This is a genomic window from Paraburkholderia largidicola (genome assembly GCF_013426895.1).
Taxonomy (GTDB): Bacteria; Pseudomonadota; Gammaproteobacteria; order Burkholderiales; family Burkholderiaceae; genus Paraburkholderia; species Paraburkholderia largidicola.
The window spans coordinates 1,808,142-1,833,182 of record NZ_AP023174.1 but is presented as its reverse complement, the minus strand read 5'-3'; the positions used below and the strand labels follow the sequence as shown (position 1 = coordinate 1,833,182).

General features: G+C 61.0%; 23 protein-coding genes and 3 tRNA genes. 15 read left to right on the top strand and 11 right to left on the bottom strand.

The genetic code is table 11. The features are described from left to right. Positions 1-32 precede the first annotated feature (32 nt). Positions 33-512, top strand: a complete 480-nt coding sequence (ispF, locus tag PPGU16_RS08185) for a 2-C-methyl-D-erythritol 2,4-cyclodiphosphate synthase (RefSeq protein WP_180722468.1) — start codon at positions 33-35, stop codon at positions 510-512. A 167-nt stretch (positions 513-679) separates the two neighbouring features. Continuing rightward, positions 680-1,867, top strand: a complete 1,188-nt coding sequence (locus tag PPGU16_RS08180) for an acyltransferase family protein (protein WP_180722467.1) — start codon at positions 680-682, stop codon at positions 1,865-1,867. Positions 1,868-1,937: 70 nt separating this feature from the next. Here PPGU16_RS08180 and PPGU16_RS08175 read toward each other — a convergent pair whose 3' ends face one another. From PPGU16_RS08175 to ompR, 4 genes are all read right to left on the bottom strand, one after another. Then, positions 1,938-2,462, bottom strand: coding sequence for a carboxymuconolactone decarboxylase family protein (locus PPGU16_RS08175; protein ID WP_180722466.1), 525 nt, complete (start codon positions 2,460-2,462; stop codon positions 1,938-1,940). A gap of 76 nt (positions 2,463-2,538) precedes the next feature. After that, positions 2,539-3,087 (bottom strand): peroxiredoxin, encoded by a 549-nt coding sequence (locus PPGU16_RS08170; RefSeq protein ID WP_180722465.1) that lies wholly within the window; start codon positions 3,085-3,087, stop codon positions 2,539-2,541. 271 nt (positions 3,088-3,358) lie between these two features. Continuing rightward, the gene (locus tag PPGU16_RS08165) at positions 3,359-4,708 is read right to left on the bottom strand and encodes an ATP-binding protein (protein ID WP_036005186.1); all 1,350 of its coding nucleotides are present in this window, start codon (positions 4,706-4,708) and stop codon (positions 3,359-3,361) included. Positions 4,709-4,751: 43 nt separating this feature from the next. Continuing rightward, positions 4,752-5,486: an osmolarity response regulator transcription factor OmpR gene (gene ompR / locus PPGU16_RS08160; RefSeq protein WP_007585880.1), complete on the bottom strand. Its 735-nt coding sequence runs from the start codon at positions 5,484-5,486 to the stop codon at positions 4,752-4,754. A 229-nt stretch (positions 5,487-5,715) separates the two neighbouring features. Between ompR and PPGU16_RS08155 the strand changes: the two genes are divergently transcribed. Both PPGU16_RS08155 and PPGU16_RS08150 read left to right on the top strand, forming a co-directional pair. Then, positions 5,716-6,051, top strand: a complete 336-nt coding sequence (locus PPGU16_RS08155; protein ID WP_180722464.1) for a hypothetical protein — start codon at positions 5,716-5,718, stop codon at positions 6,049-6,051. An 82-nt stretch (positions 6,052-6,133) separates the two neighbouring features. Next, positions 6,134-7,291 carry a DUF1501 domain-containing protein gene (locus PPGU16_RS08150; protein WP_180722463.1) on the top strand — a complete coding sequence of 386 codons (1,158 nt, stop codon included), beginning with the start codon at positions 6,134-6,136 and terminating at the stop codon, positions 7,289-7,291. A 3-nt stretch (positions 7,292-7,294) separates the two neighbouring features. Here PPGU16_RS08150 and PPGU16_RS08145 read toward each other — a convergent pair whose 3' ends face one another. Beyond that, the gene (locus tag PPGU16_RS08145) at positions 7,295-8,128 is read right to left on the bottom strand and encodes a squalene/phytoene synthase family protein (protein ID WP_180722462.1); all 834 of its coding nucleotides are present in this window, start codon (positions 8,126-8,128) and stop codon (positions 7,295-7,297) included. Between the two features lie 278 nt (positions 8,129-8,406). Here PPGU16_RS08145 and PPGU16_RS08140 point away from each other — a divergent pair. After that, positions 8,407-8,493: transfer RNA gene (locus PPGU16_RS08140), tRNA-Leu, on the top strand. A gap of 171 nt (positions 8,494-8,664) precedes the next feature. Here the strand turns inward: PPGU16_RS08140 and PPGU16_RS43040 are convergent. Next, complete coding sequence (locus tag PPGU16_RS43040) at positions 8,665-8,799, bottom strand: hypothetical protein (RefSeq protein WP_274599976.1); 135 nt, start codon at positions 8,797-8,799, stop codon at positions 8,665-8,667. Positions 8,800-9,019: 220 nt separating this feature from the next. Between PPGU16_RS43040 and PPGU16_RS08135 the strand changes: the two genes are divergently transcribed. Next, positions 9,020-9,793: a class II aldolase/adducin family protein gene (locus PPGU16_RS08135; RefSeq protein WP_180722461.1), complete on the top strand. Its 774-nt coding sequence runs from the start codon at positions 9,020-9,022 to the stop codon at positions 9,791-9,793. A 124-nt stretch (positions 9,794-9,917) separates the two neighbouring features. Here the strand turns inward: PPGU16_RS08135 and PPGU16_RS08130 are convergent, their stop codons facing one another. Both PPGU16_RS08130 and PPGU16_RS08125 read right to left on the bottom strand, forming a co-directional pair. Beyond that, a complete protein-coding gene (locus PPGU16_RS08130) occupies positions 9,918-10,373 on the bottom strand; it encodes a MarR family winged helix-turn-helix transcriptional regulator (RefSeq protein WP_180722460.1) in 456 nt (151 codons plus the stop codon). A gap of 63 nt (positions 10,374-10,436) precedes the next feature. After that, a complete protein-coding gene (locus PPGU16_RS08125) occupies positions 10,437-11,582 on the bottom strand; it encodes a glycerate kinase (RefSeq protein WP_180722459.1) in 1,146 nt (381 codons plus the stop codon). 523 nt (positions 11,583-12,105) lie between these two features. Here PPGU16_RS08125 and tig point away from each other — a divergent pair. From tig to PPGU16_RS08085, 8 genes are all read left to right on the top strand, one after another. After that, positions 12,106-13,452: a trigger factor gene (gene tig, locus PPGU16_RS08120; RefSeq protein ID WP_180722458.1), complete on the top strand. Its 1,347-nt coding sequence runs from the start codon at positions 12,106-12,108 to the stop codon at positions 13,450-13,452. 183 nt (positions 13,453-13,635) lie between these two features. After that, positions 13,636-14,295: an ATP-dependent Clp endopeptidase proteolytic subunit ClpP gene (clpP, locus tag PPGU16_RS08115; RefSeq protein ID WP_007585897.1), complete on the top strand. Its 660-nt coding sequence runs from the start codon at positions 13,636-13,638 to the stop codon at positions 14,293-14,295. A 207-nt stretch (positions 14,296-14,502) separates the two neighbouring features. Further along, positions 14,503-15,774 carry an ATP-dependent Clp protease ATP-binding subunit ClpX gene (clpX, locus tag PPGU16_RS08110; RefSeq protein WP_180722457.1) on the top strand — a complete coding sequence of 424 codons (1,272 nt, stop codon included), beginning with the start codon at positions 14,503-14,505 and terminating at the stop codon, positions 15,772-15,774. A 183-nt stretch (positions 15,775-15,957) separates the two neighbouring features. Continuing rightward, positions 15,958-18,375, top strand: coding sequence for an endopeptidase La (gene lon, locus PPGU16_RS08105; RefSeq protein ID WP_180722456.1), 2,418 nt, complete (start codon positions 15,958-15,960; stop codon positions 18,373-18,375). 375 nt (positions 18,376-18,750) lie between these two features. Then, the gene (locus PPGU16_RS08100) at positions 18,751-19,023 is read left to right on the top strand and encodes an HU family DNA-binding protein (RefSeq protein WP_007585907.1); all 273 of its coding nucleotides are present in this window, start codon (positions 18,751-18,753) and stop codon (positions 19,021-19,023) included. A 70-nt stretch (positions 19,024-19,093) separates the two neighbouring features. Then, a tRNA-Val gene (locus PPGU16_RS08095) sits at positions 19,094-19,169 on the top strand. Positions 19,170-19,210: 41 nt separating this feature from the next. Next, positions 19,211-19,287 (top strand) — tRNA-Asp (locus PPGU16_RS08090). A 98-nt stretch (positions 19,288-19,385) separates the two neighbouring features. Then, positions 19,386-21,314, top strand: a complete 1,929-nt coding sequence (locus PPGU16_RS08085) for a SurA N-terminal domain-containing protein (protein WP_180722455.1) — start codon at positions 19,386-19,388, stop codon at positions 21,312-21,314. Positions 21,315-21,412: 98 nt separating this feature from the next. On the opposite strand, the gene PPGU16_RS08080 is transcribed toward PPGU16_RS08085, so the two are convergent. After that, complete coding sequence (locus tag PPGU16_RS08080) at positions 21,413-21,754, bottom strand: hypothetical protein (RefSeq protein WP_007585909.1); 342 nt, start codon at positions 21,752-21,754, stop codon at positions 21,413-21,415. A gap of 142 nt (positions 21,755-21,896) precedes the next feature. Continuing rightward, the gene (locus PPGU16_RS08075; protein WP_180722454.1) at positions 21,897-22,628 is read right to left on the bottom strand and encodes an arylesterase; all 732 of its coding nucleotides are present in this window, start codon (positions 22,626-22,628) and stop codon (positions 21,897-21,899) included. On the opposite strand from PPGU16_RS08075, the gene PPGU16_RS08070 reads away from it, so the two are divergent. Continuing rightward, complete coding sequence (locus PPGU16_RS08070; protein ID WP_180722453.1) at positions 22,627-23,313, top strand: ABC transporter ATP-binding protein; 687 nt, start codon at positions 22,627-22,629, stop codon at positions 23,311-23,313. The two genes, PPGU16_RS08075 and PPGU16_RS08070, sit on opposite strands and share 2 nt — an antisense overlap. A 75-nt stretch (positions 23,314-23,388) precedes the next feature. Here PPGU16_RS08070 and pgi read toward each other — a convergent pair whose 3' ends face one another. Then, positions 23,389-25,011: a glucose-6-phosphate isomerase gene (pgi, locus tag PPGU16_RS08065; RefSeq protein WP_180722452.1), complete on the bottom strand. Its 1,623-nt coding sequence runs from the start codon at positions 25,009-25,011 to the stop codon at positions 23,389-23,391. Positions 25,012-25,041: the final 30 nt, after the last annotated feature.

Below are 25,041 nucleotides of genomic sequence, written 5' to 3'. Positions count from 1 at the left end.
ACGCTTTCACGAAACAACGGAACCCCACGCATATGGATTTGAGAATCGGACAAGGCTACGACGTTCACGCACTGGTGCCAGGACGCCCGCTCATCATCGGCGGCGTGACGATTCCGTACGAACGCGGGCTGCTCGGCCACTCGGATGCCGACGTGCTGCTGCACGCGATCACCGACGCGCTGTTCGGCGCTGCCGCGCTCGGCGATATCGGCCGTCATTTCCCCGATACCGCGACCGAGTTCAAAGGCGCGAACAGCCGCGTGCTGCTGCGCGAATGCGCCGCGCGTATCGCCAGGGCGGGCTTCACGATTCAGAACATCGACAGCACCGTGATTGCGCAGGCGCCGAAGCTCGCGCCGCATATCGACGGGATGCGCGCGAATATCGCCGAAGACCTGAATCTGCCCATCGACCGCGTCAACGTGAAGGCGAAGACCAACGAAAAGCTCGGCTATCTGGGTCGTGGCGAGGGCATCGAGGCGCAAGCGGCTGCGCTGTTGCTGCGCGCCTGACGTTCGCTGCGTTTGTTGTACAGAGCGGGTCAGATTTGCCTGATTCGCGTGTGCGCGTTTGCGTGAACGTGCATCATTTGCCGCTTTCACCCGCTAACGTGCATTAAAAAAATCGACAGGCGGCGTTGCGCATTTTTGTCGATATTTGTCCGCTTAAAGTGGTCCGCATGAAGTCAAGCGGACGGACAACGACGGCGGTCGATACGCCGGTCAATCAGGCGGGGCAGGCGAAGGGCCACGTGCGAGGTCTCAACGGGCTGAGAGCGCTGGCCGTCGTGCTGGTGTTCCTGTCGCACAAAGCGCACGTCGAGACCGTGGACGTCGGCAAGCTCGGCGTCTGGATCTTCTTTCTGATCAGCGGTTTTCTGATCATCGGGGAACTGCATCGCAATCGTGTGCGCATCGAAGCGGGCAGCGCGCGTCGCGAAGCCGTGATGTGCGTGTTCTTCGTGAAGCGCGCCTTGCGCATCTTCCCGATCTACTATTTGCTGCTGTTCGCGCTGACGATCGCGCATGCGTTGTTCTATCAGCGCGAGGTCGATCTCGGGCTGGCGTGGCATTACTTTTTTCTGTCGGACTACTGGATCGGCGTGGTGAAGGACGGCTGGCCCGGCACGGTGTCGCATTTCTGGAGTCTCGCCGTCGAGCAGCAGTTCTACCTCGTCGCGCCGTTTCTGCTCGTGCTGACGCCGGCGTCGCGGCATCGGATGGTGTGCGCGTTCGTGGTGCTCGTGGGCGTCGCCGGCCATCTTGCGATGCATGTCGCAGGCGCCAGCGAACCCTTGATCTACGCGTTATCGCCGCTGAATTTCTCGCTGCTCGCGCTCGGTGGGCTGTGCGGGATGTTGGGGCAGGAGAGTGGCCTTGCGCGCGCTGCGGGGCGGCTCTCGACTGGCATGGCCGGCGCGCTCGGCGTGCTGGTGTTTGCGACGCAGCCAGTTTGGAGCAACTGGGTATTGCCGTTTTCAGCCGTCGATTCTGCGTGGATCGACATCGGCCTCGCGCTCTCGCTGTGCGTGCTGTTCGAGTGGATCGTGAACCGCCCGGGCAGCATCGTCGTGTCGGCGCTCGAATTCAAACCGCTCGACTATCTCGGCACGATCAGCTACGGCTTCTATCTGTTCCACAACCTCATTCCGTCGAAACTCGGCTTCGTGCCGACATGGTTCGCCGCGCCGACATGGATTCACACACTGTGCGCTCTGGCGCTGCAATTCGCGCTTGCTGTGCTGCTCGCGCATCTTTCGTGGCATCTGATCGAGAAGCGGCTGCTCGAACTGAAGAAACCTTTCGAGACGGCGATCGGGCGCCGCTTGCCGGCGCGCCGTCTGCGCACCCAAACGCAAGCGCGCTGACTCGTGCGTCACGAAAGCAAAACGCCACGCATTGCGTGGCGTTTTGTTTCAGGCACGAAGTGCGAACGGCTTATTTCCCTTCAGCCACGATCACTTGCGCTGCCGCATTGACGACAGCCGCGATACGGCCGACGTCGCGCAATTGCGTCGAGCTCATGCCCTCGTTGACTAGCGTATCGAAGTGCGATTTCACGCAGAAATGGCACTTGCCGATGATCGACGCCGCCAGCGCGTACATTTCGAAGCGGCGCTTGTCGACGCCGCCGTGCGACGCGTACGCGTTCATCCGCAAGCCGGCCGGCTGCGATTTCAGATCGGCGTTCTCCGTCATCTCGACGTACGGATACCAGACGTTGTTCATGCCCATCAGCGCGGCGGCCGTCAGCGCGCCATTGACTTCTTCCGGCGACAGCACGCCCGCTTCGCGGATCGCGGCGATGATCTTCGGGCTCTTCGCAGCGAACGCGGCGGCCAGCGCGACGCCAACGGCATCGGTGCCTTGCAGCGACGAGCGCGCAATCGTGCCGTCCAGATTCAGGCGAATGTCCTTCGCGTAGTCGGGAATAAGTTCTTTAATCGCGGCGATGAATTCCATTGATATCTCCTATCAAATTGCCGATAAAAAAGCCCGCTGGCCTTTTCAAGCTTAGCGGGCTTTCAACTGCGAATCCTTACAGCGTCGCGCCGCCGACTGCGCGGTTGCACGGGCACAGTTCGTCCGTTTGCAGACCGTCCAGAATACGCAGGACTTCTTCCGGGTTACGGCCGACGTTCAGGTTGTTCACCGAAACGTGCTGGATCGTGTTGTCCGGATCGACGATGAACGTGGCGCGCAGTGCAACGCCCGCTTCCTTGTCGCGCACGCCGAGCTGGTCGATCAGCTCGCCCTTGACGTCGCCGAACGCGTAATGGTTCAGCTTGTTCAGGTCCTTGTGTTCACGGCGCCATGCGAGCTTGACGAACTCGTTGTCGACGCTGCCGCCGAGCAGAACGGCATCGCGCTCTTCGAAGTCCTTCGTCAGCTTGCCGAACTCGACGATTTCCGTCGGGCAAACGAACGTGAAGTCCTTCGGGTAGAAATAGATGATCTTCCACTTGCCCGGGAACGACGATTCGGTGATTTCTTCGAACGCCGACACGCCGTTCTCTTCGTGGTTGTTGAAACCCGGCTTCGCAGCGGTGACGGTAAAGGCTTCGAGCTTATCGCCGACAGTTTTCATGCGTTGACTCCTTGAGAATTGGCAAATGAGATTCAAAACAACCCGCTCAAACTACCTGCTGGCTGTAACGAACACGTTACACGCTAACACTATAACTCTATTAATCAATCGGATCAATAGTTTTTTTCTAACAAGGTAGATAGATTTTCTCGAATACGGCGATAGTGCAGTTTGGGAATAATCGGTTTTGCCCGAAATCGGGGAAAAGATTGCACAAAAAAGCGGCAGCCTGAAATGGACATCGGCTGCTTCAGCCGGATTTCTGTCCGTTTCAGACGCTTTTGGCGAGCGGGAACTCGATTGTCACTTCGAGTCCCGGCAGCGGCGTGCGATTGCGCAGTCTCAACGCGCCCCGATAGCGTCCGACGAGCCGTTGCACGATCGCCATTCCAAGCCCCGTACCGTTGGCCTGCGTGCGCGCCGAGTTGACCCGGTAGAACGGGCGCGTGACGAGCGGGAGCTGGTCTTCGGGGATGCCCGGGCCTTCGTCGACCACCGACAACTCGACCCGCGAATGCGACACGCGGGTCTCAAGAATCACATGCGGGATGCCATCGGACTCGGACAGCCCGTACTTGCGCGCGTTCTCGATCAGATTGCCGACGACGCGCCGGATATCCGTCTCGTCCGCTTCGATCACGGCGGACGGCGCCAGCCGCGTGACGAGCCGCATGCCGTCTTCGCTCGACATCCGCGCCGCCAGTTCTCCTGCGATCACGGAAAGATCGACAGGTTCCGGCATTCGTTGGACAGGGCGCGCGTAATCGAGGAAGCGTCCGATGATCATGTCCATCTGCTCGATGTCGTCGATCATCGCGTCTTTGGTCGCCTGGTCGGACGGACTCATTTCCGTTTCCAGCCGCAGACGCGCAAGCGGCGTGCGCAGATCGTGCGAAATGCCCGCGAGCATCAGCGCACGGTCCGCTTCGAGCTGCTCGAGGTCCTGCACCATCTGGTTGAAGCTTCGGTTGGTTTCGGCTGCGACGCCCATGCCGCGCTCCGGCAGTTTCTCGGGCGCCTGGCCCGAACCGACCTTGCGCGCGGCCATCGCGAGTCGCGCGAACGGCCGGTTCACGAGACTCGTGATGAACGCCGCGCCGAATAGCGATAGCGCGAGCGCAAAAATACCCCAGCCGGCCCACTGCAGGCCCGTCACACTGTCTAGCTGATCGCGATCGAGGGCGACCCAGTAATCGTCGTCGTCGATCTTGAAGCTGATCCACACGCCGGGGATGTCGTTCACCGATTGCGCGATGATCGTGTCGTCGCCGAGGCGTCCGCGGATGTCATGCTCGATCAGACGGTTGAGCGATTCGTCGGGCTGGAGCTTGTACTTGTCGGTGGTTTCGCGCGGATACACGCGCACGCCTTCATTGCTCTCCAGATCCTGCAGCAGTGCGCGCCGAAGATCGGGATCGGAATAGAGGAGTGCGGTGCGCGTGAGCTTGACGATCGCGACGAGCTGCAGCGCCACGCGCTGCGCGCGCGGCTCTCGCTCGATCACCCGGAAGCTCTGGAACCAGGCGGCGAGGCTGACCGCGATCAATAGCGCGATCAGCAGGAACGTTCGCCAGAACAGGCCGCCGAACGCGAGCGTCAGGAGGCGCCGGTCGATCCGCATGCGGCCTTCTTATGGAAGAAGAGAGACAACTGGAACGGCAAATTCAGGCTGCGCCGTCTGGGATGAACACGTATCCCAGACCCCAGACCGTCTGGATGAAACGCGGGCTGCCCGGGTCCGGCTCGATCAGCTTGCGAAGACGCGAAATCTGCACGTCGAGGCTGCGATCGAACACTTCGTATTCACGGCCGCGCGCCAGTTCCATCAGCTTTTCGCGCGACAGCGGCTGGCGCGGATGACGCGCGAATACCTTCAGCACCGAGAACTCGCCCGTGGTCAACGGGATTTCCTGGCCGGCCTTGGTGAGCGTGCGCGTGGCGAGGTTCAGCGCGAACTCGCCGAACTCGAACACTTCCGACGTCTCCGACGGCGCGCCCGGCAGTTCCGACGGCGACTGGCGGCGCAGCACCGCGTGAATGCGTGCGACCAGCTCGCGCGGATTGAATGGCTTGGGCAGGTAGTCGTCGGCGCCCATTTCGAGGCCGACGATGCGATCGACATCCTCACCCTTGGCGGTGAGCATGATGATCGGCGTGCGATCGTTGCTGCCGCGCAGGCGCCGGCAGATGGAAAGGCCGTCTTCGCCCGGCAGCATCAGGTCGAGCACCAGAAGGTCGAAACGTTCACGCACCCACAGCTTGTTCATCGAGGGCGCGTTCTCGGCGACATAGACGTTGAAGCCCTGCTCGCCGAGGTAGCGGCGCAGCAGATCGCGCAGACGCGGGTCGTCATCGACGACGAGGATTTTCGAAGGGTTTTTGGTTTCCATGGTCGGCATCTTAGCGCGATTAGAGAGAGGTGCACGTTTGCACCAATTATCACGTAACAGTCAGTTACAAAATTTACCCGGCCTGTGGCACGACGTAAAGCCTTGGCGCTTACACTCCTTTACTGTTTGCGCCAGTTCGGTAGATACTTCACTCGAATAAAGCTCTCGCACCCGGTTTCAAGCCGGAGTCAATACACGTATCTGAGGTTGCCGGTTGCCGCGCCACGAAGGGAAAAAGATGAAGGGAGGGGTCTGGCCGAACATGCGCCTGAGCGTGATCGCTGTAGCTGTTGCGATCGTGTTCGCGAGCGCGTTGAGCCCGGTTCCCGCCTATGCCGATTCCTCGACGGAACGCAACACCGATACGCGCCCGCCCCAGCGTCCACATACGCGTTCGGGCCGTCAGCCGCACAATCCCAACGCCGATAGTCCCGCATCCGACACGATCATGCGAGCAACTGCCGTGCCGCCCGATCTCGACCAGCGTCGGCGCGACGGGCATATGACGCCTGAAGAACGGCGTTTGTTGCGGCAGCATATCGAAGACGCCGTTCGCGAACTGTACAAACGCTGACGCCTGGGTTTCGCGCGCAGCAATCGCCGTCGACGCTTTTCCAGCGCGGGCGGTGCATAGCCATTCATCCAGTGAGGCATCGATGAAACGACGCGAGTTTCTGACGATGGCGGCGGCAGCGAGCGCCTCGCTATCGATGCCGCGCGTGTTCGCCGCGCCACACGCAAGCAGCGGCATATCGACGCAACTGGATGCGGGCGCAACGGGTCACGCGCCGGGCAAGCTGCTCATCCTGATCGAACTCAAGGGCGGAAACGACGGCTTGAACACCGTCATTCCTTTCGCCGATTCCACTTACTACGCGCTGCGGCAGCGCATCGCGATACCGCGCGACCGCGTGCTCCCGCTGGACGAGCGTACGGCGCTGCATCCCGCGATGCGTGCGCTACTGCCAGTCTGGCGCGATGGACAACTGGCTGTCGTGCAGGGTGTCGGTTGCGTGCAGGATCACGCATCGCACTTTCGCTCGACGGAAATCTGGGACACGGCATCGTGCGCCGACGTGTATCGGCGCGACGGCTGGGTGACGCGTGCGATCGGGCAGTGGTCGGCGAAACAGCAAGGGATTGCGGCGGCGTCATTCGGCAGCGCGGAGCCGGGGCCGTTCGCCGGCTTCACGGCTCGTGTCGAGGCGGACGGCGCATGGGCGCGTGTCGATGATCCCGATGCCGCGCCGCACGTCAATCCGATCGACGAAGGCGAGGGCGATCGCGTTTCCGGCGCCACACGGACCCTTCAGGTCAGCGCCCCGACGCTTCGCGATTCGATCGATGCCGCGCTGCGCACCGTCGTAGACGGCACGCGGCCGCATACGTGCGGCGCGATCCGGCTGACGCTCGATGGTTTCGACACGCATAGCAACCAGCCCGTGCGGCACGCGGCTTTGCTCGGGCAACTCGCCGAAGGCTGCGCGACGCTTCGCGCGGAACTCACGCGACGTGGCCGCTGGCACGACACGCTCATCATGACGTACTCGGAATTCGGCCGATCCGCGCGCGAGAACATTCACCGCGGCACCGCGCATGGCGGAGCCGCGACGCATTTCGTGATGGGCGGTCGGGTGCGCGGGGGTAGGTACGGTCGCGCGCCCGATTTCGCGCAAGTTGATAGCGCCGGCAATCTGCCCGTCGAGATCGACTTCAGGCAGCTTTACGCGACCGCGCTTGGCCCGTTCCTGAAACTGGACGCAAATGCCGTGCTTCAGGAAGACGTCTCGCCACTGCCGCTGCTGCACACCTGAATGTCAGTGCTTGCGCGCTGCTCGCCACGCGACCCACAGCTTGCGGATCGGCGTGAGTGCGATGCGTTGATGGAGTACGTGGTAGCCGTCGCGCTCGATCTCGTCGAGCAACGCCAACGCCAGTGCGCCCAACGCGCGCAGCGTGCGCTGCGAGTGACGCTCGCCGACGGGTAGCGCGTCGAGCGCCTTGCGGATCGCGTCGCGAGCGCGCGCCGTCTGGAAGCGCATCAGTTCGGTGAACGCGTCCGTGTATTTACGGTTGATCAGATCCGCCGCCGTCACGTTGTAGCGCTGCATCTCGTCGATGGGAATATAGATGCGGCCATGCCGCGCGTCGTTGCCGAGTTCGACGACGATCTGCGCAAGCATCAAGGCCTCGCCGAGCGGCGCGGCCCACACCTGAGCCTGCGACGGATCGCGCGCCGTCGCGCGCGCGACGACGGAGGCGAAGTTGCCGCCGACCCCCGCCATATAGCGTCGCAGGTTCGGATAGTCGAGATAGCGCGCCTGGTCGAGGTCCATTTCAAAGCCGGCGATCAACGCCTGCAACGCAGGGTACTCGGCCTGCACGTCGGGCAGATGCGCAGCGAGCGCCTGCGACACCGGGTGCGTCGGTTCGCCCGCTGCCAGCGCCGCCGCTTCCTTTTGCCACCACGCGAGCTTCGTGCGTCCGATCGTCGGATCGGTCGTTTCCTTCACGGTTTCTTCGAACTCGCGCCGCAGCGCGAACAGCGCGGTGAGCAGCGGCTGCCGCGCGACGGGCGCCTGGCGCAGTGCGTAGTAGGTGCTCGAGCCGGGAGGCGCTGCTTTCTGCAGGCAGTATTCGTCGAAATTCACTGGGATTGGACTTGTGGGGAGGCGGTCGCGCACGGCTGTGCGCGAGAGACCGAAAATTGTAGCATCGACCTTATTCGACAGATGCAGACAAGCGCAAACCAATCGGTTAGAATCTCGCGCTTACGCTTTTGGACGTGCGTTTTCGGCGCGTTCGTTCGTGGTGGTGACGGGTCTGGTCCTACAGGTTCGGATTTGTCCACGCGAACGATATTCGATGAAAATGTGGCGTTCATTCGCCGGCGAGACATCGGGTGCTGCACCTCACGCATCGCCCGGCTGCGAGGATGGCGAAATTGGTAGACGCACCAGGTTTAGGTCCTGACGCCCGCAAGGGTGTAGGGGTTCGAGTCCCCTTCCTCGCACCACTTGTTCTCATTGCTGTACACACGAACCCCGCCCGTATCCGACGCGCGGGGTTTTGTGTTTTTGGGCCCCGCCACGACGATCGCGCAGACTCGCGCCCAATCAATCGACGCGCACAAAAAAACCCCGCGCGAAGGCGGGGTTGGCTCACCACATCGAAGATTGGCGGCTGCTTAGTGGCAGCGCTTTTCCCAGTGATGATGCACTTTCACCTTGTGGCACTCATGATGGTGGTCGTACGCGAATGCCGACGACATGCTCATGAAACCAGCGGCAGCGGCGACCAGTGCCAGAACAACCTTCTTCATTTTTCGATCCTTAAAATCAGAGAGATAGAGCGAGCGGCGATCGTAGCAAGTCAGGTTTACGATTGGCTTGGACGCGGTCGTTCTGTGCGTCAAATGCGGTGCAGATCGCGAAGCGGGCGACCGATTGATCTGGTTGCACGCACAACCAGATTCTCCTATCCTGCCCTCTAACGAGCTTCGATCCTTTAGCGCATCACAGCGCAAGAAGAGGAGAGTGCAAATGGCATCGACCGATGTTCGACTACCCTCAGACATCGGCGCGCATGCCGACGCCGAACACGCGTTGCGCGTGCAACTTGCGGGCACGTATCGCGTGTTCGCGATGCTCGGCTGGACCGAGTTGATCTACAACCACATCACCGTGCGTGTGCCCGGCACACACAGCTACTTTCTGATCAACCCGTTCGGGCTGCACTACACGGAAGTGACGGCGTCGAACCTGGTGAAGATCGATGTCGACGGGAAGGTGCTCGACGGCTCGCCGCATCCCGTGAATCCGGCAGGCTTCGTCGTACATGCCGCGCTTCATCGCGCGTTGCCCGATGCGCATTGCGTGATGCACACACATACGACGGCGGGGCTCGCCGTCGCATGTTCGCAGACGGGCCTCGTCAACAACAATTTCTATTCGGCACAACTGCACGAGATGGTCGCGTATCACGACTTCGAAGGCATTACCGTGCGCGTCGACGAAGGGCCGCGCCTCGTCGCGAATCTCGGTGACAAGCGTTTGTTGATCTTGCGCAACCACGGCCTGCTATCGATTGGCGAAACGATCGCGCAAGCCTTCGCCCGGCTCTGGACGCTCAACCGCGCCTGCGAAATTCAATTGGCAACGGCGACACTCGGGCCCGCACGCCTGATCGGCGACGAGATCGCCGCGCGCTGCACGCGTGACTCACTACAGTTCGATCCGCGGCATGGCGCAGGAGAAGATGTGCTGAATGCGTTGCTGCGTCAGGTGGATCGGATCGATCCGTCGTATCGCGACTAGAACGATGAGCGCCGTCGTGCGAGCTGGCTTGTGAATGAGTGTTTAAGGAATTACGCAACGACGGTTCCGACGGCGCCACGCAAGCGCCGATCGATGAGCGTGCAGCCGCACTTCGTCTGACTGACTACGCTGCGTTACGCGCGATCGCGGTTTCGATCACCTTGTCGAGTGCTTCGCTGAGCGCGATCTTCTCGCGGTCGTCGAGGCAATCGAACAGATCGGTGTTCCACTTGCGCGCGATGGGCATCACTTTGCGATAGAGCGCACGGCCTTCCGTGGTCAACGATACGAGCACCACGCGGCCATCGTCCGCGCTCGCTTCGCGTTGCACGAGGCCTTGCCTGATCAACGCCTCGGCGGCGCGGCTCGCCTGACTCTTGTCGAGGTTGGCGTGGCGCGCGAGGTCCATGATCGAGAATGGTCCGAACGATCCAACCGATGCAATCACGCGCGCCTCGGGCAGCGTCACGTCTAGCTTGGCCATATACCGTTCGCTGATGCCCCGCTCGGAAAGTTTATTCAGCACGTGCAGACGATACGTCAGAAACTGTTCGAGTCCGGCTTTATCGGAGGCCTTCATGGTCTTCCCGTTGTGAGTGGATGCAGTCCGGTGATGTGATTGTTGCTGCATCCGCTCGCGCGGTCAACGCGGGCCAAACCTGAGTCGCGTCATCTGCTCGGCTTCGTTCGCAAGCAACACCGCCGCATCGCGAATCGCGACTTCTAGTGTGATGGGACCAGGGGCCGGTGAGAAGCATCCGCTGAAATGCTCGGCAAGTTTCGGCAGCGCGGATGGGTCGACAGCGCCCGAGAGCAGCGTGGCCGGCACGCCCGCAGCGCGTGCATGCCGACAAGCTATAAAGGGCGCCTTGCCGTGCAGCGTTTGCACGTCGGAGCGGCCTTCGCCGGTGATGAGCCAGTTCGCGCCTTCGAGCGCTGCGTCGAGGCCGATTTGTCGCGCGACGACTTCCGCGCCCGGCTCGAATTCGGCGCCCAGCATATGCAGTGCGAAACCGAGTCCACCTGCCGCGCCCGCGCCAGGCTGGTTGCGCGCGACACGGTTCATCGCCGGTTCGACGAGATCGGCGAAGCGGGCGAGGGCGGCGTCGATCGTCGCGACCTGTTCCGGCTTTACGCCTTTTTGCGGGCCGAAGACTGCCGTTGCGCCGTGATCGCCCGTCAACGGGTTGTCGACATCCGACATGCCGACGAACGTCGCCTCGCGCAGACGCGCATCGAGGCCCGATGCATCGACGCGCGCCAGTTGAGCCAGTTGCTCGGGCGTCGCGTCGAGCTCATGTCCTTGCGCATCGAATAGCTTGAGCCCGAGACCGGCCAGCAGACCCGCGCCGCCGTCGTTCGTGCTGCTGCCGCCGAGCGCGACGAAGAAGCGCCGCACGCCCACGTCCAGCAGCGAGCGGATGGTTTCGCCCATGCCGCGCGTGCTGCGCTTTTCCACGGGAACGCCCATGCCGACAGGGTCCGTAATGCCGACAACCTCCGCCGTCTCGATGATCGCGCTGCCGTCGGCAAGCAGGCCCGTCACGCCTTCGCGCGCAGGACCCGCTGCGCCGCGCACCGTGAGCATGCGCCGTTCGCCGCCGCTGGTGAGCATCGCGTCGAGCGTGCCTTCGCCGCCGTCGGCCATGGCGCAGACGCGGATCGTCGCGTCGGGCCGTGCACGCAGAATGCCCGTCGCGATGGATTGCGCGACCTGCTCCGCGGAGAGCGAACCTTTGAACGAGTCAGGGGCGATGACGACGATGGGCGCGGACGACGTATTCGGCATGGTGTCTCTGATGATTTGATATGAGTAGGCATCGCTGTGTTTGCCGCGATGCGGTGAAGCGCCCGGAACGCGTATGCGTGCGGCAGCGGCGTATCAGGATGTGGTGAAGCTTATCAGCATGCGGCGCGCGACTGAATATACCGGAAGGTATAGGCAGAATTGACTTTGATTCACAGCTGGCGCGGCGCGTGGCTCATCGAGAGCATGTCTGGAATCGTTCGAAACGCGATCGGAATCGGTCTTCGCAAGCCGCAAAAAATCGCGAAACAGCGAATCCGGCTAGCCGCGCCAATAGTTTGCTAAAATATTTGGCTCTCTGACCCAAACTGTGCTGCCGGCGGCCTCACAGCCCGCGGCGAGAGGCTCGCGATCGATGTCACACGTGACTGAGCGAAGCGTAGCGGCGACCCGCGCAAAAGCGAATGCAACGCGCAGTGTCGAACGCACGACGCAAAGCGGACATCGACAGGCGGCACACACAAGATAACTGATTCGCTCGAATAATTTTAGGACGATTGAAGCCATGGCTAACGTTGTTGAAAACCTCGGCAAGCTCGAACGCCGCGTGACGATTTCCCTGCCGAAAGATACCGTGCAGAAGGAAGTGGATGCGCGCATCCGTCAACTCGCGAAGAACGTGCGCATGCCGGGTTTCCGCCCGGGCAAGGTGCCGCTCAAGATGGTGACGCAGCAGTACGCGGGTCAGGTGGAAGCCGAAGTGCTGAGCGACAAGGTTGGCAAGGAGTTCTTCGACATCAGCCGTGCGGAAAACCTGCGCGTCGCTGGCCAGCCGAGCTTCAGCCCGAAGACGGATGCGACGGAAGGCGCATACGCATTCGACGCGACCTTCGAGGTTTACCCGGAAGTGAAGCTGGGTGACGTCGCGACGGCTGAAATCGAACGCACGAAGACCACCATCAGCGACGCTGAAATCGACCGTACGCTGGACATCCTGCGCAAGCAGCGCGTGCACTACCACGCTCGCGGCGAAGCCGGCGAGCACGGCGACGGCGGCGCGGACACGGCTGCGAAAGACGGCGACCGCGTGACGGTCGACTTCGTCGGCAAGATCGACGGTGAAGCATTCCAGGGCGGTAGCGCGGACGACTTCGCGTTTGTCCTGGGTGAAGGCCGCATGCTGCCGGAATTCGAAAAGGCCGCGCTCGGCCTGAAGGTCGGCGAGTCGAAGGAATTCGACCTGGCGTTCCCCGAGGACTATCACGGCAAGGACGTCGCCGGCAAGACCGCGCAATTCACGATCACGATGAAGACGATCGAGTGGCCGCATCTGCCCGAGATCGACGCGGAATTCGCGAAGTCGCTCGGTATCGAAGACGGCGATCTGACCAAGATGCGCGCTGAAATTCGTGACAACCTCGAGCGCGAAGCAAAGCGCCGCACCCAGGCTGTCGTGAAGAACCAGGTGATGGACGCGCTGCTGAAGATCTCCGAACTCGACGTGCCGAAGGCACTGATCGAGCAGGATCAGGAGCGTCTCGTCGAAATGGCGCGCCAGGACCTCACGCAACGCGGCGTGCCGAACGCGAAGGACGCACCGATCCCCGCAGAAATGTTCGCCGAGCAGGCAGAGCGCCGCGTCAAGCTGGGCCTCGTGCTGGCCGAGCTGGTCAAGGCCAACGAACTGCAGGCCAAGCCGGAGCAGATCCGCGCAGAAGTCGACGAGTTCGCGAAGAGCTACGAAGACCCGAAGGAAGTCGTCCGCTGGTATTATTCGAACCAGCAGCGTCTTGCCGAGATGGAAGCGTATGTCGTTGAGTCCAACGTCGTCGATTTCGTCCTGAGCAAGGCGAAGGTGACGGACAAGGAAGTGAGCTTCGAAGAGCTGGCTAGCGCAACGGCGCAAGCGTAATAGCATCGCTGTAACGGCGTGCCGGCTGTCCGAGCGACGGCCCGCACGCCGTTTTTCCATCTGAGCACGGCCGATTATGCTAAAAGAACGCTTGTCGGCCGTTTTAGCTCTTGAAGAAGCGCGCGGCCGCACCTACTTGTCCAGAACCGATTATCAGAACATTTCCTGACAAGGATCCATTGCATGACCTTTCGCGCTCAAATGCTGGACACGTTGACCTCGCAGTCGTCGCGGGATCGGGATCTCGAAGCGCAAGCGCTCGGCCTCGTGCCGATCGTGGTCGAAACGAGCGGCCGTGGTGAACGTTCGTATGACATCTACTCGCGCCTGCTGAAGGAGCGCGTGGTGTTCCTGGTTGGCGAAGTGAACGATCAGACTGCGAACCTCGTGATCGCACAGTTGCTGTTCCTCGAAAGCGAGAATCCGGACAAGGACATCAGCTTCTACATCAACAGCCCGGGCGGCTCGGTGTCGGCTGGGATGGCGATTTACGACACGATGCAGTTCATCAAGCCGGACGTTTCGACGCTGTGCATGGGCCTCGCGGCCAGCATGGGCGCGTTCCTGCTGGCGGCGGGCGCGAAGGGCAAGCGTTTTGCGCTGCCGAACGCACGCGTGATGATTCACCAGCCGCTGGGCGGTGCGCGCGGCCAGGCGTCGGACATCGAAATTCAGGCACGCGAAATCCTCTACCTGAAGGAGCGTCTGAACCAGTTGCTGTCGCACCACACGGGTCAACCCGTAGAGCGCATCCAGCGCGACACGGACCGCGACAACTTCATGTCGGGCGACGATGCGCAGGCTTACGGTCTTGTCGACCAGGTGCTGCACAAGCGTCCGTAAACAATCGCTGAAACATGGCTGATCCGGAGCGCTTTTTCCTCAAATTGGGGGAAGAGCGCCGGCGCGAAACCTTGTGAAATAATAAGACCCGTCTGAACGCCTGCGGCAAACGCCGTCACAGCTTTTGCGCATCCGTCCCGCCCCGGACTGAACGAGGCGGGCAAACGGCGTATCATGTCATTCGAGTGTCCGGAGGCTCACACATCTATGGCGGACAAAAAAGGTTCGAACAGCGAGAAGCTGTTGTATTGCTCGTTCTGCGGCAAAAGCCAGCACGAGGTTAAAAAACTGATTGCTGGCCCGTCGGTGTTCATCTGCGATGAATGTATCGACCTGTGCAACGAAATCATTCGCGACGAAGCAGCGGGCGCGGGTCTGGAAACGGGCCTGTCCAAGTCCGACCTGCCGAGTCCTCAGGAAATCCGCGACATTCTCGATCAATACGTGATCGGGCAAGAACGCGCGAAGAAAATTCTCGCGGTTGCGGTGTACAACCACTACAAGCGTCTCAAACATCTCGACAAGAAGGATGACGTCGAGTTGTCGAAGAGCAACATCCTGCTGATCGGGCCGACCGGCTCCGGCAAGACGCTGCTCGCGCAGACGCTTGCGCGCCTTCTGAACGTGCCGTTCGTGATTGCCGATGCAACCACGCTGACGGAAGCCGGCTACGTCGGCGAAGATGTGGAAAACATCATTCAGAAGCTGCTGCAAAACTGCAATTACGAAGTCGACAAGGCGCAGCGTGGCATCGTCTATATCGACGAAATCGACAAGATCAGCCGCAAGTCGGACAACCCGTCGATTACCCGCGACGTGTCGGGCGAAGGTGTGCAGCAGGCGCTGCTGAAGCTGGTCGAAGGTACGATGGCGTCGGTGCCGCCGCAAGGTGGTCGTAAGCATCCGAACCAGGATTTCATCCAGGTCGATACGACCAACATCCTGTTTATCTGCGGCGGCGCGTTCGATGGCCTCGAAAAGGTGATCGTCGACCGTACGGAGAAAACGGGGATCGGTTTCGGTGCGAGCGTCAAGAGCAAGCAGGATCGTGATGCAGGCGAAGTGCTGCGCGAAGTCGAGCCGGAAGATCTCATCAAATTCGGCCTGATTCCAGAACTGATCGGACGTCTGCCCGTCGTGGCGACGCTCGGCAAGCTGGACGAAGCCGCGCTGATGAAGATTCTGGTCGAACCCAAGAACGCGCTCATCAAGCAGTATCACAAGCTGTTCAATATGGAACGCGTCGAGCTGGAGATCCGTCCCGGTGCGTTGCAAGCCATCGCTCGCAAGGCGATCCGCCGCAAGACGGGCGCACGCGGCTTGCGTTCGATCCTCGAACAGGCATTGCTCGACGTCATGTATGAATTGCCGGCAATGAAGGGCGTCAGCAAAGTCATTATTGACGACAATGTTATTGATGGTGACGGAAAGCCGCTACTGATCTACGAAGACGCGCCGAAGGTCGCGGGTTCGAATTGATCGGCTTCCCGATTTTTGAAAAAAAGCCGTTCATGGCAACGTGAACGGCTTTTTTCGTTTATCGTGTCGTCAGGATGGACTGTTTTTCTGGAGTCACTGAACTTTTCCCACACGCGAAGGCTTGCAATCTTTTTTGGCGGCCTCAACTATCGAACAAACTGATTCCACTCATGGGGAAATGAAATGTCAGGAACCCAACTCCTCCCGCCGGAACGCGTCACACTCCCGCTGCTCCCGCTGCGCGACGTAGTCGTTTTCCCACACATGGTGATCCCGCTCTTCGTGGGTCGCCCGAAGTCGATCAAGGCGTTGGAAGCCGCAATGGAAGGTGGCAAGCACATCATGCTTGTTGCCCAGAAAACGGCGGCCAAAGACGAGCCGACCGAAAAGGACATGTACGAAGTTGGCTGTATCGCCAACATCCTGCAGATGCTCAAGCTGCCCGACGGCACCGTGAAGGTGCTGGTCGAAGGTCTGCAGCGCGCCAAGACGCTGTCGATCGAAGAGCAGGAAACGCAATTCTCGTGCGAAGTGATGCCGCTCGAGCCCGACCACGCCGATAGCGCTGAAACCGAAGCGCTGCGTCGCGCGATCGTCTCGCAGTTCGATCAGTACGTGAAGCTGAACAAGAAGATCCCGCCGGAGATTCTGACGTCGCTGTCGGGTATCGATGAAGCCGGGCGTCTTGCCGATACGATCGCTGCGCATCTGCCGCTCAAGCTCGACCAGAAGCAACAGATTCTCGAAATGTTCCCGGTCATCGAGCGCCTCGAGCATCTGCTCGCGCAACTCGAAGCCGAGATCGACATTCTGCAGGTCGAAAAGCGCATCCGTGGACGCGTCAAGCGTCAGATGGAGAAGAGTCAGCGCGAGTACTACCTGAACGAGCAGGTCAAGGCGATCCAGAAGGAACTGGGCGAAGGCGAAGAGGGTGCCGATCTCGAAGAACTCGAGAAGCGCATCACCGCTGCGCGCATGCCGAAGGAAGCCAAGAAGAAGGCCGACGCCGAACTGAAGAAGCTCAAGCTGATGTCGCCGATGTCGGCGGAAGCGACGGTTGTGCGTAACTATATCGACACGCTGATCGGCCTGCCGTGGCGCAAGAAGAGCAAGGTCAACAATGACCTCTCGAATGCCGAACGCGTGCTGGACGAAGACCACTTCGGTCTCGAGAAGGTGAAGGAACGCATTCTCGAGTACCTCGCGGTTCAACAGCGTGTGGACAAGGTGAAGGCGCCGATCCTGTGCCTCGTCGGGCCGCCGGGCGTGGGCAAGACGTCGCTGGGCCAGTCGATTGCGCGCGCAACGAACCGCAAGTTCGTGCGCATGGCGCTGGGTGGTGTGCGTGACGAAGCCGAAATTCGCGGCCACCGTCGTACGTACATCGGTTCGATGCCGGGCAAGATCCTGCAAAGCCTGACCAAGGTCGGCGTGCGCAATCCGCTCTTCCTGCTCGACGAAGTCGACAAGATGGGCATGGATTTCCGCGGCGATCCGTCGTCGGCGTTGCTCGAAGTGCTCGACCCCGAACAGAACCACACGTTCGCCGACCACTATGTCGAAGTGGACTTCGACCTGTCGGACGTGATGTTCGTCGCGACGTCGAACTCGCTGAACATCCCGCCGCCGCTGCTCGACCGGATGGAAGTGATCCGTCTGTCGGGCTACACGGAAGACGAGAAGGTCAGCATCGCGCAACGTTATCTGCTGCCGAAGCAGAAGAAGAACAACGGCCTGAAGCCTGGTGAGATCGAAGTCACGGAAACAGCCATCCGCGACATCATTCGCTACTACACGCGTGAAGCGGGTGTGCGTTCGCTCGAGCGTGAAATTTCGAAGATCTGCCGCAAGGTCGTGAAGATGCTTCTGCTGAAGAAGGCGGACAAGGCAGTCACCGTCGACGGCAAGAACCTCGATACGTTCCTCGGCGTGCGCAAGTACGACTTCGGTCTGGCCGCGAAGGAAAACCAGACCGGTCAGGTCACGGGCCTCGCGTGGACGGAAGTGGGCGGCGATCTGCTGACGATCGAAGCGGCCGTGATGCCGGGCAAGGGCAATGTGATCCGCACGGGTTCGCTCGGCGACGTGATGAAGGAATCCGTCGAAGCCGCGCGTTCGGTGGTGCGTTCGCGTTCGCGCCGTCTCGGTGTCAAGGACGAAGCGTTCGAGAAGCAGGACATCCACATCCACGTGCCGGAAGGCGCGACGCCGAAGGACGGTCCGTCCGCCGGTATCGCGATGACTACGGCCCTGGTGTCGGTGCTCACGGGCATCCCCGTGCGCGCGGATGTCGCGATGACGGGTGAAATCACGCTGCGCGGCGAAGTGCTGCCGATCGGCGGGCTGAAGGAAAAGCTGCTGGCAGCGCATCGTGGCGGCATCAAGCTCGTGCTGATCCCGGAAGAAAACGTCAAGGATCTGACGGAGATTCCGGACAACGTGAAGAACGCGATCGAGATCGTGCCGGTCCGCTGGATCGACAAGGTACTGGAACTGGCGCTCGAACATGGGCCGGCTCCTTTGCCGGAAGAAGAGCCGAAGGCGGCTGCGCCCGTTAGTGAGTCGAAAGACTCGGGCGCGACGGATGTCGTGAAGCACTAAGCTAAACGCAAAGTACTGAGTGGCTTAACGGCTCACTTGGTCTTCAGCGAACAAGAACCCGCGGCCTGGTCCGCGGGTTTTTTATTGCTCGCGCGAACAACGCAAACGTTCAACCAGGTCGCTTTCGATAAAGCAACTCACCTGCTATCCAGGACGCACGAAAATACGCGGCAAACTGGTTGCATCCGCATCGATCGCCTTGCAAGAACTTGTCATCGACAGACCCTCGACGAGCCCCTCGAATCAGGCTCAATCCCGCTTGACACAAGGGTTTCGGCCCATTCTAATGAGTGGCCGGCAAATTCTGCCGTGCCGTATATAACCGGGCGCATAAGCGCTTTCATGATTGCCCAACTACATTCTCGGGGGCTTGGAATGAATAAAACGGAATTGATCGATCACATCGCGCAGCAAGCCGACATTTCGAAAGCGGCAGCAGGTCGCGCGTTGGATGCCGTGATCGGTGGCGTCAAAGGCACGTTGAAAAAAGGTGGTTCGGTGACGCTGGTCGGCTTCGGCACGTTCGCCGTTGGCAAGCGCACGGCACGCACGGGCCGCAACCCGCGCACGGGCGCAGCAATCAAGATCAAGGCTGCCAAGGTTCCTAAATTTAGGCCTGGTAAAGCGCTAAAGGATGCGTTAAACTAATGGGCTCGCTGCTTGATGAATGTGTCGACGCAAATCGGCATCAACAGTCAGGCAGCAGCGATCGCGGAACGGGTGCTTAGCTCAGTTGGTAGAGCGGCGCCCTTACAAGGCGTAGGTCGGGAGTTCGAGCCTCTCAGCACCCACCAGTTCCAGATCGAAGTGACACGCTGCAGTGTTTGCAGCATAAGGAGTGGTAGTTCAGTCGGTTAGAATACCGGCCTGTCACGCCGGGGGTCGCGGGTTCGAGTCCCGTCCACTCCGCCAGTATCCTAGAAAGGCGAACTCCGGTTCGCCTTTTTTATTGCCCGCTGTTGTACTATCGGGCGTTCCGTTTTTGGCATCCGACTTTTGCCTCCTCAAGCATGCTCGATTTCTTTCGCAATCACCAACGTCTGATGATGTTCATGCTCATCCTGGTCATCCTGCCGGGTTTGGGTTTTGTCGGTATTCAAGGCTTCCGTGGCTTCTTTGACGAGAGCGCGAATGTCGCGAGCGTCAACGGACACAAGATCACGCGCGGCGAATATGACAACGCGTGGCGTCAGCAAATGGACCGCGCTCGTCAGATGCTTGGCGCACAGTTCGACTCGAAGATGTTCGACACGCCGGAGCGCCGCAAGGAAATGCTCGACGGCCTGATCCAGCAGCGTGTGCTCGCGGATGAGACGCAACGTCTGCATCTGACGGTCTCCGACGATGCACTGCGTCGCGCGCTGATGGCCGATCCCGTGATCGGCTCGCTAAAGAATCCCGACGGTTCGATCGACCTGAACAAATACAAAGAACTCCTTGCGATGCAGGGCATCACCCCCGATCAATACCAGGAGCAGGTTCGCTACAGCATGGCGATGCAGCAGTTGCCCGCAGCCATCACGCAGACCTCGTTCACGCCGAAGACGCTTGCACAGCATCTGACCGAACTCGCCGAGCAACAGCGCGAAGTGCAGGGTCTCGCGTTCCGCTCGAAGGAGTACGAGTCGAAGGTGCAGCCGACCGATGCGCAAATTCAGGCGTACTACGATGCGCATCGCGAGGACTTCGCGACGCCTGCGACGGCCACGATCCAGTATCTCGTGATGTCGCCCGCGACGATCGCGGCATCGGCGAATCCGAGCGACGCGGATCTCAAGAAGTACTACGACGACAACATCGCGCATTACCGCACGGTGGGTGAAGTGCGCGCGAGCCACATCCTGATCTCGGCGCCGAAAGATGCAAGCGCTGCCGACAAGGACAAGGCAAAGCAGAAGGCGCAGGAAATCCTTGCTCAGATCAAGGCGCACCCCGACCAGTTCGCGCAGCTCGCGCAGCAGGATTCGCAGGACCCGGGTTCGGCGTCGAAGGGCGGCGATCTGGGCTACTTCAGCCCGGGTATGATCGCGGGCGGCAAGGCTTTCGACGATGCCGTCTTCAAGATGAAGAAGGATGAGATCAGCGATCTGATCCAGTCGGACTTCGGCTACCACATCGTCAAGGTGACGGACGTAAAGCCGTCGGTGACGAAGCCGTTCGACGAAGTGAAGGACTCGATCGCGAAGGATCTCAAGGCGCAGCTCGCGACCAAGGCATTCAGCGACGATTCGGAAGGTTTCACGTCGATCGTCTATGAACAGGCGAAGAGCCTGCAACCGGCCGCGGACAAGTACAAGCTGCAGATCCAGACGGCGACGGTTACGCCGCAGCCGAGCAGCGCGTTGCCGCCGGATAGCCCGCTGAACAACCCGAAGTTCCTGGCGGCCGTGTTTGCAAACGATTCGGCGAAGGACCGCAACAACACCCAGGCCATCGACGCCGGCAACAACACGCTGATCGCTGCCCACGTGACCGACTACAAGCCGGCCGCCGTGCCCGCGCTCGCTGCCGTCAAGGATGCCGTGCGTCAGAAGGTCGTCGCGCAGCAGGCAGCCGATCTCGCGCGCAAGGAAGGCGAGGCGAAGCTGGCGGACCTGCAGAAGTCGAAGTCGACGCAGGGTTTCTCGTCCGCGCTGAAGGTGTCGCGCAACGACGCGCAAGGTGTGCCGCCCGCCGCATTGAGTGCAATTTACAAGGTCGATGCGCAAAAATTGCCGGCATACGTCGGCGTCGACCTCGGCGCGGACGGTTACGCGATCTATCGTGTGAACGCTGTCGTGCAACCCGCGTCGACCGATGCACAGCGTCTGGCATCGGCGCAGCAGCAGATCGCTTCGGTGAATGCACAGGCTGAGGCCGAGTCGTATCTGGATGCGGTGCGCACGCGGTCGAAGGTGAAGATGTACGGTTCGCTCGATACCCCGCAGTCAGGCGAATAAGCCGTTCTGTGGAGCCGCATGCGTGCGGCTTCCTGAAGCGCCACAAAAAAAGCCCCGCATGTGCGGGGCTTTTGCTTTGCGAGAAGCGTTGGGAAGGATTACAGGCAGGCGCTGATATCGCCCGTTGCGTCGCTGCCGGCACCGCCCGCAGCGCGGAAACCGACCCAGGTGCCGGAGCCCTGATAGTTCGGGCGCACGACGGCGGCTGCGCCGTTCGGCGGCTGCTGGCCAGGGACGTAGACGTCCATCGCTGCGTCGTTAGCCAATGTATCTTGTGCGACGACCTGCTGCTGGGTCTTGTCAGCCCACTTCTTGGCAATGCACTGGCCGACGACCTTCGGCGGCTGCTGGCTGGTGCCAACCGATTGCACACCGGCGGGCGGTTGCGCGGCACAAGCGGAAATGGCGACGGCCATAGCGATAATCGGTAAGTATTTCACGTTATCTCCTTCCAGAAATCGCTCACATGGAGCCGGTTGTCGAATTCAGACGAACCTGTCTGATCGACCAGGGGTGATCACGTTCCCATCATTCGGAAACAAGTTGTTAGCGCGCTGTAACACGTCGATGGCGCTTTCACTTTCATTGAGACGAGGTGCGGAGCAGCGGCTTCAGCGCTGACCACACGTTGTCCAGTAGCAGGGGCTGTGCCTGTTGGGTCGGATGAATCTGATCGGACTGGAACATGTCCGGCTTGTCTTCGATTCCTGCAAGGAGAAATGGGACAAGCGGCACGCGCAACTGCTTCGATAGTTGCCCGTAGAGGCCGTGGAACTTTTGCGTGTAGTCAGGGCCGTAATTGGGCGGCACGTACATGCCGACGAGCAGGACTTTCGCGTGGCCTTGCTGCGCCTGTTCGATGATCGTGCGGAGATTGTCTTCCGTCGTGTTCAGCGGGACGCCGCGCAGCGCGTCGTTTGCGCCCAGTTCAACGATCACGACGGCGGGCTTGAGCCGCTGCATCAACGCAGGCAGGCGGGCGCGCCCGCCGCTCGTGGTGTCGCCGCTGATACTCGCATTCGCAACGTTATAATCGATTCGCTCACTCGACAAACGCTGACGCATCAGCGAAACCCAGCCGGTATCGCGAGGCAGGCCGTACTCGGCGGAGAGGCTGTCGCCGAGCACGATGATCGTCGGCTTCGATTGTTGTGGATTGCTGCCGGTGGTGTTCGCCATGGCAGCGGCCGCGGTGGTGTTGCCGGCGGCCTGGGCGGACGCAGAAAAAGTCGCGGCGAACACGATGGAACAACACGCCGCAGCCAGCGCCGCGAACGACACAACGGCGCGCACTTTCAACCTACGCTTCACCATGCAAAAGAAAACTGGTCCGGTCATCGAAGTGCGGGGTTTATGCAAGAGGGTTAAGGATGCGACGGGTGAGTTGACGATCCTCGACAACATCGACCTGTCGATTCAGGCAAGCAGCCGGGTGGCGATCGTCGGCGCGTCGGGTTCAGGCAAGTCTACGCTGCTCGGACTGCTCGCCGGATTGGACAGCGCGACCTCGGGGTCGGTTCGTCTGCTTGGCCGCGAACTGACAGAACTCGACGAAGACGGCCGCGCCGCGCTGCGCAATGGTTCCGTCGGCTTTGTGTTTCAGTCCTTCCAGTTGATGCCGCATCTGACCGCGCTCGAAAACGTCACGCTTCCACTCGAACTGCAGGGCGAGTTGCCGGCGCGCGACATTCACGCGCGCGCGCGGACGCTGCTGACGCAGGTTGGCCTCGGCGAGCGCATGCGGCACTATCCGAAGCTGCTATCGGGCGGTGAGCAGCAGCGCGTGGCGCTTGCGCGCGCGTTCGCCACGCATCCCGCCATCCTGTTCGCCGACGAGCCGACGGGCAGCCTCGATGCCGCAACGGGCCATGCCGTCATCGATCTGATGTTCGAGATGAACCGCGCGAACGGCGCAACGCTGGTGCTCGTCACGCACGATGTCGAGCTTGCGCGCCGCTGCGATACGACAGTGACGATCGAAGCAGGGCGACTGATCTGATCGCGCAGTCGGACGCAAAAAAACGGGCCTTCAAGTTGAAGGCCCGTTTGCATTCGCGCGGCTGAATGACGGGAATCAGTGCTTCAACGCCGCGCGAGCCCGTGCGATCAGTGCTGACGTCGACGAGTCGTGCTTCTTCTCGTCCACGCTTGCGCTGGTGATATCCGCCTCGACGACCTTACCGAGAATCTTGCCCAGTTCGACGCCCCACTGGTCGAACGAATTGATGTTCCAGACCGTGCCTTGCACGAGCACCTTGTGTTCGTACAGCGCGATCAGCGCGCCGAGCGAACGGGCGGTGAGCGCGTCCACGAGCAGCGTGGTCGTAGGGCGGTTGCCAGGGAACATGATGTGCGGCACGAGTTCCGGCTTCTTGGGCCCGGCCACTTTTTCGGCCTCTTCACGCGTGCGGCCAAGCATCAGCGCCTCGCTCTGCGCGAAGCAGTTTGCCAGCAGCTTCGGATGATGCGACACGAGCGGGTGCTCGGGTGTCAGCACGGCGACGAAGTCGATCGGGACGATGGTCGGCCCCTGATGCAACATCTGGAAGAATGCGTGCTGGCCGTTCGTGCCCGGCTCGCCCCACGTGACGGCGGACGTGTCGTAGGTGACGAACGAGCCGTCGAGACACGCCTGCTTGCCGTTGCTTTCCATTTCGAGCTGCTGCAGGTACGACGGCAGGAAATGCAGCGCTTCCGAGTACGGTGCGACCAGATAGCTTTGCGATTTGAAGAAGTTGCGATACCAGATGCCGATCATGCCCATCAGCACGGGCAGGTTGCGATCGAGCGGCGCGCTGCGGAAATGCTCGTCCATTTCGTTCGCGCCGGCGAGCAGTTCGTCGAACTGTTTCGGACCGACGGCGATCATGATCGACAGGCCGACTGCCGACCACAGCGAATAGCGGCCGCCAACCCAGTCCCACATCTCGAACACGTTTTCCTGCGCAATGCCGAACTTGACGACTTCGGCGGGATTCGCCGAGACGCCAACAAAGTGTTTTGCCAGTTGGTTCTGCGGGCAGCCTTTCTCGACGAACCAGTCGCGCAGCGAATTGGCATTGGTCATCGTTTCGAGTGTCGTGAACGTCTTCGAGACGATGATGGCCAGCGTTTCTTCCGGATCGATTTCGGTCAGCACGCGATACAGGTCCGCGCCGTCGACGTTCGATACGAAGTGCGTGGTGATGTCCGGTGTAGCGAGGTGGTGCAACGCGTGCACGACCATCTTCGGCCCGAGGTCCGAGCCGCCAATACCGATGTTCACGACATAGCGAATCCGCTTGCCCGTGTAGCCCTTCCATTCGCCGCTGCGAACCTTGTCGGCGAACGCGGCCATCTTCGCGCGCTCCGCCTGGATCTTGCCGTAGAAGGGCGCATTCGGATTACTGGCGCGCAGCGCCGTATGCAGCACCGCGCGGCCTTCCGTCGGATTGACGATGTCGCCCGCGAACATCGCGTCGCGGCGTTTTTCGACGTTGGCTTCGCGCGCGAGTTGCACGAGCAGCTTCAGTGTCTCGTCGGTGATGCGGTTCTTCGAAAAGTCGGCTGCGAGACCGCCGCCGGCAAGCGTGAACCGTTCGGCGCGCGTCGGCGCGGGATCGTTCTCGGGTGCAAACCAGTCGCGCAGGCGCGCATCGCGAATCTGTTCGTAGTGTGTTTGCAGCGAGTTCCAGGCGGGGAGCGAGTTGAGAGTCATAACCGTCCGTCTAACGAAGGAAAACGAATG

Excerpts from the sequence above, each read along its gene's own strand:
- PPGU16_RS08150 (WP_180722463.1), top strand. The coding sequence starts at position 6,134 with ATGAAACGACGCGAGTTTCTGACGATGGCGGCGGCAGCGAGCGCCTCG.
- lon (WP_180722456.1), top strand. The coding sequence starts at position 15,958 with ATGTCAGGAACCCAACTCCTCCCGCCGGAACGCGTCACACTCCCGCTG.
- ompR (WP_007585880.1), bottom strand. The coding sequence starts at position 5,486 with ATGCCGACCATGGAAACCAAAAACCCTTCGAAAATCCTCGTCGTCGAT.
- PPGU16_RS08070 (WP_180722453.1), top strand. The coding sequence starts at position 22,627 with ATGCAAAAGAAAACTGGTCCGGTCATCGAAGTGCGGGGTTTATGCAAG.
- clpP (WP_007585897.1), top strand. The coding sequence starts at position 13,636 with ATGACCTTTCGCGCTCAAATGCTGGACACGTTGACCTCGCAGTCGTCG.
- ispF (WP_180722468.1), top strand. The coding sequence starts at position 33 with ATGGATTTGAGAATCGGACAAGGCTACGACGTTCACGCACTGGTGCCA.
- tig (WP_180722458.1), top strand. The coding sequence starts at position 12,106 with ATGGCTAACGTTGTTGAAAACCTCGGCAAGCTCGAACGCCGCGTGACG.
- PPGU16_RS08165 (WP_036005186.1), bottom strand. The coding sequence starts at position 4,708 with ATGCGGATCGACCGGCGCCTCCTGACGCTCGCGTTCGGCGGCCTGTTC.
- PPGU16_RS08125 (WP_180722459.1), bottom strand. The coding sequence starts at position 11,582 with ATGCCGAATACGTCGTCCGCGCCCATCGTCGTCATCGCCCCTGACTCG.
- PPGU16_RS08155 (WP_180722464.1), top strand. The coding sequence starts at position 5,716 with ATGAAGGGAGGGGTCTGGCCGAACATGCGCCTGAGCGTGATCGCTGTA.
- PPGU16_RS08175 (WP_180722466.1), bottom strand. The coding sequence starts at position 2,462 with ATGGAATTCATCGCCGCGATTAAAGAACTTATTCCCGACTACGCGAAG.
- PPGU16_RS08135 (WP_180722461.1), top strand. The coding sequence starts at position 9,020 with ATGGCATCGACCGATGTTCGACTACCCTCAGACATCGGCGCGCATGCC.
- PPGU16_RS08130 (WP_180722460.1), bottom strand. The coding sequence starts at position 10,373 with ATGAAGGCCTCCGATAAAGCCGGACTCGAACAGTTTCTGACGTATCGT.
- PPGU16_RS08170 (WP_180722465.1), bottom strand. The coding sequence starts at position 3,087 with ATGAAAACTGTCGGCGATAAGCTCGAAGCCTTTACCGTCACCGCTGCG.
- PPGU16_RS43040 (WP_274599976.1), bottom strand. The coding sequence starts at position 8,799 with ATGAAGAAGGTTGTTCTGGCACTGGTCGCCGCTGCCGCTGGTTTCATG.
- PPGU16_RS08180 (WP_180722467.1), top strand. The coding sequence starts at position 680 with ATGAAGTCAAGCGGACGGACAACGACGGCGGTCGATACGCCGGTCAAT.
- clpX (WP_180722457.1), top strand. The coding sequence starts at position 14,503 with ATGGCGGACAAAAAAGGTTCGAACAGCGAGAAGCTGTTGTATTGCTCG.
- PPGU16_RS08075 (WP_180722454.1), bottom strand. The coding sequence starts at position 22,628 with ATGGTGAAGCGTAGGTTGAAAGTGCGCGCCGTTGTGTCGTTCGCGGCG.
- pgi (WP_180722452.1), bottom strand. The coding sequence starts at position 25,011 with ATGACTCTCAACTCGCTCCCCGCCTGGAACTCGCTGCAAACACACTAC.
- PPGU16_RS08085 (WP_180722455.1), top strand. The coding sequence starts at position 19,386 with ATGCTCGATTTCTTTCGCAATCACCAACGTCTGATGATGTTCATGCTC.
- PPGU16_RS08100 (WP_007585907.1), top strand. The coding sequence starts at position 18,751 with ATGAATAAAACGGAATTGATCGATCACATCGCGCAGCAAGCCGACATT.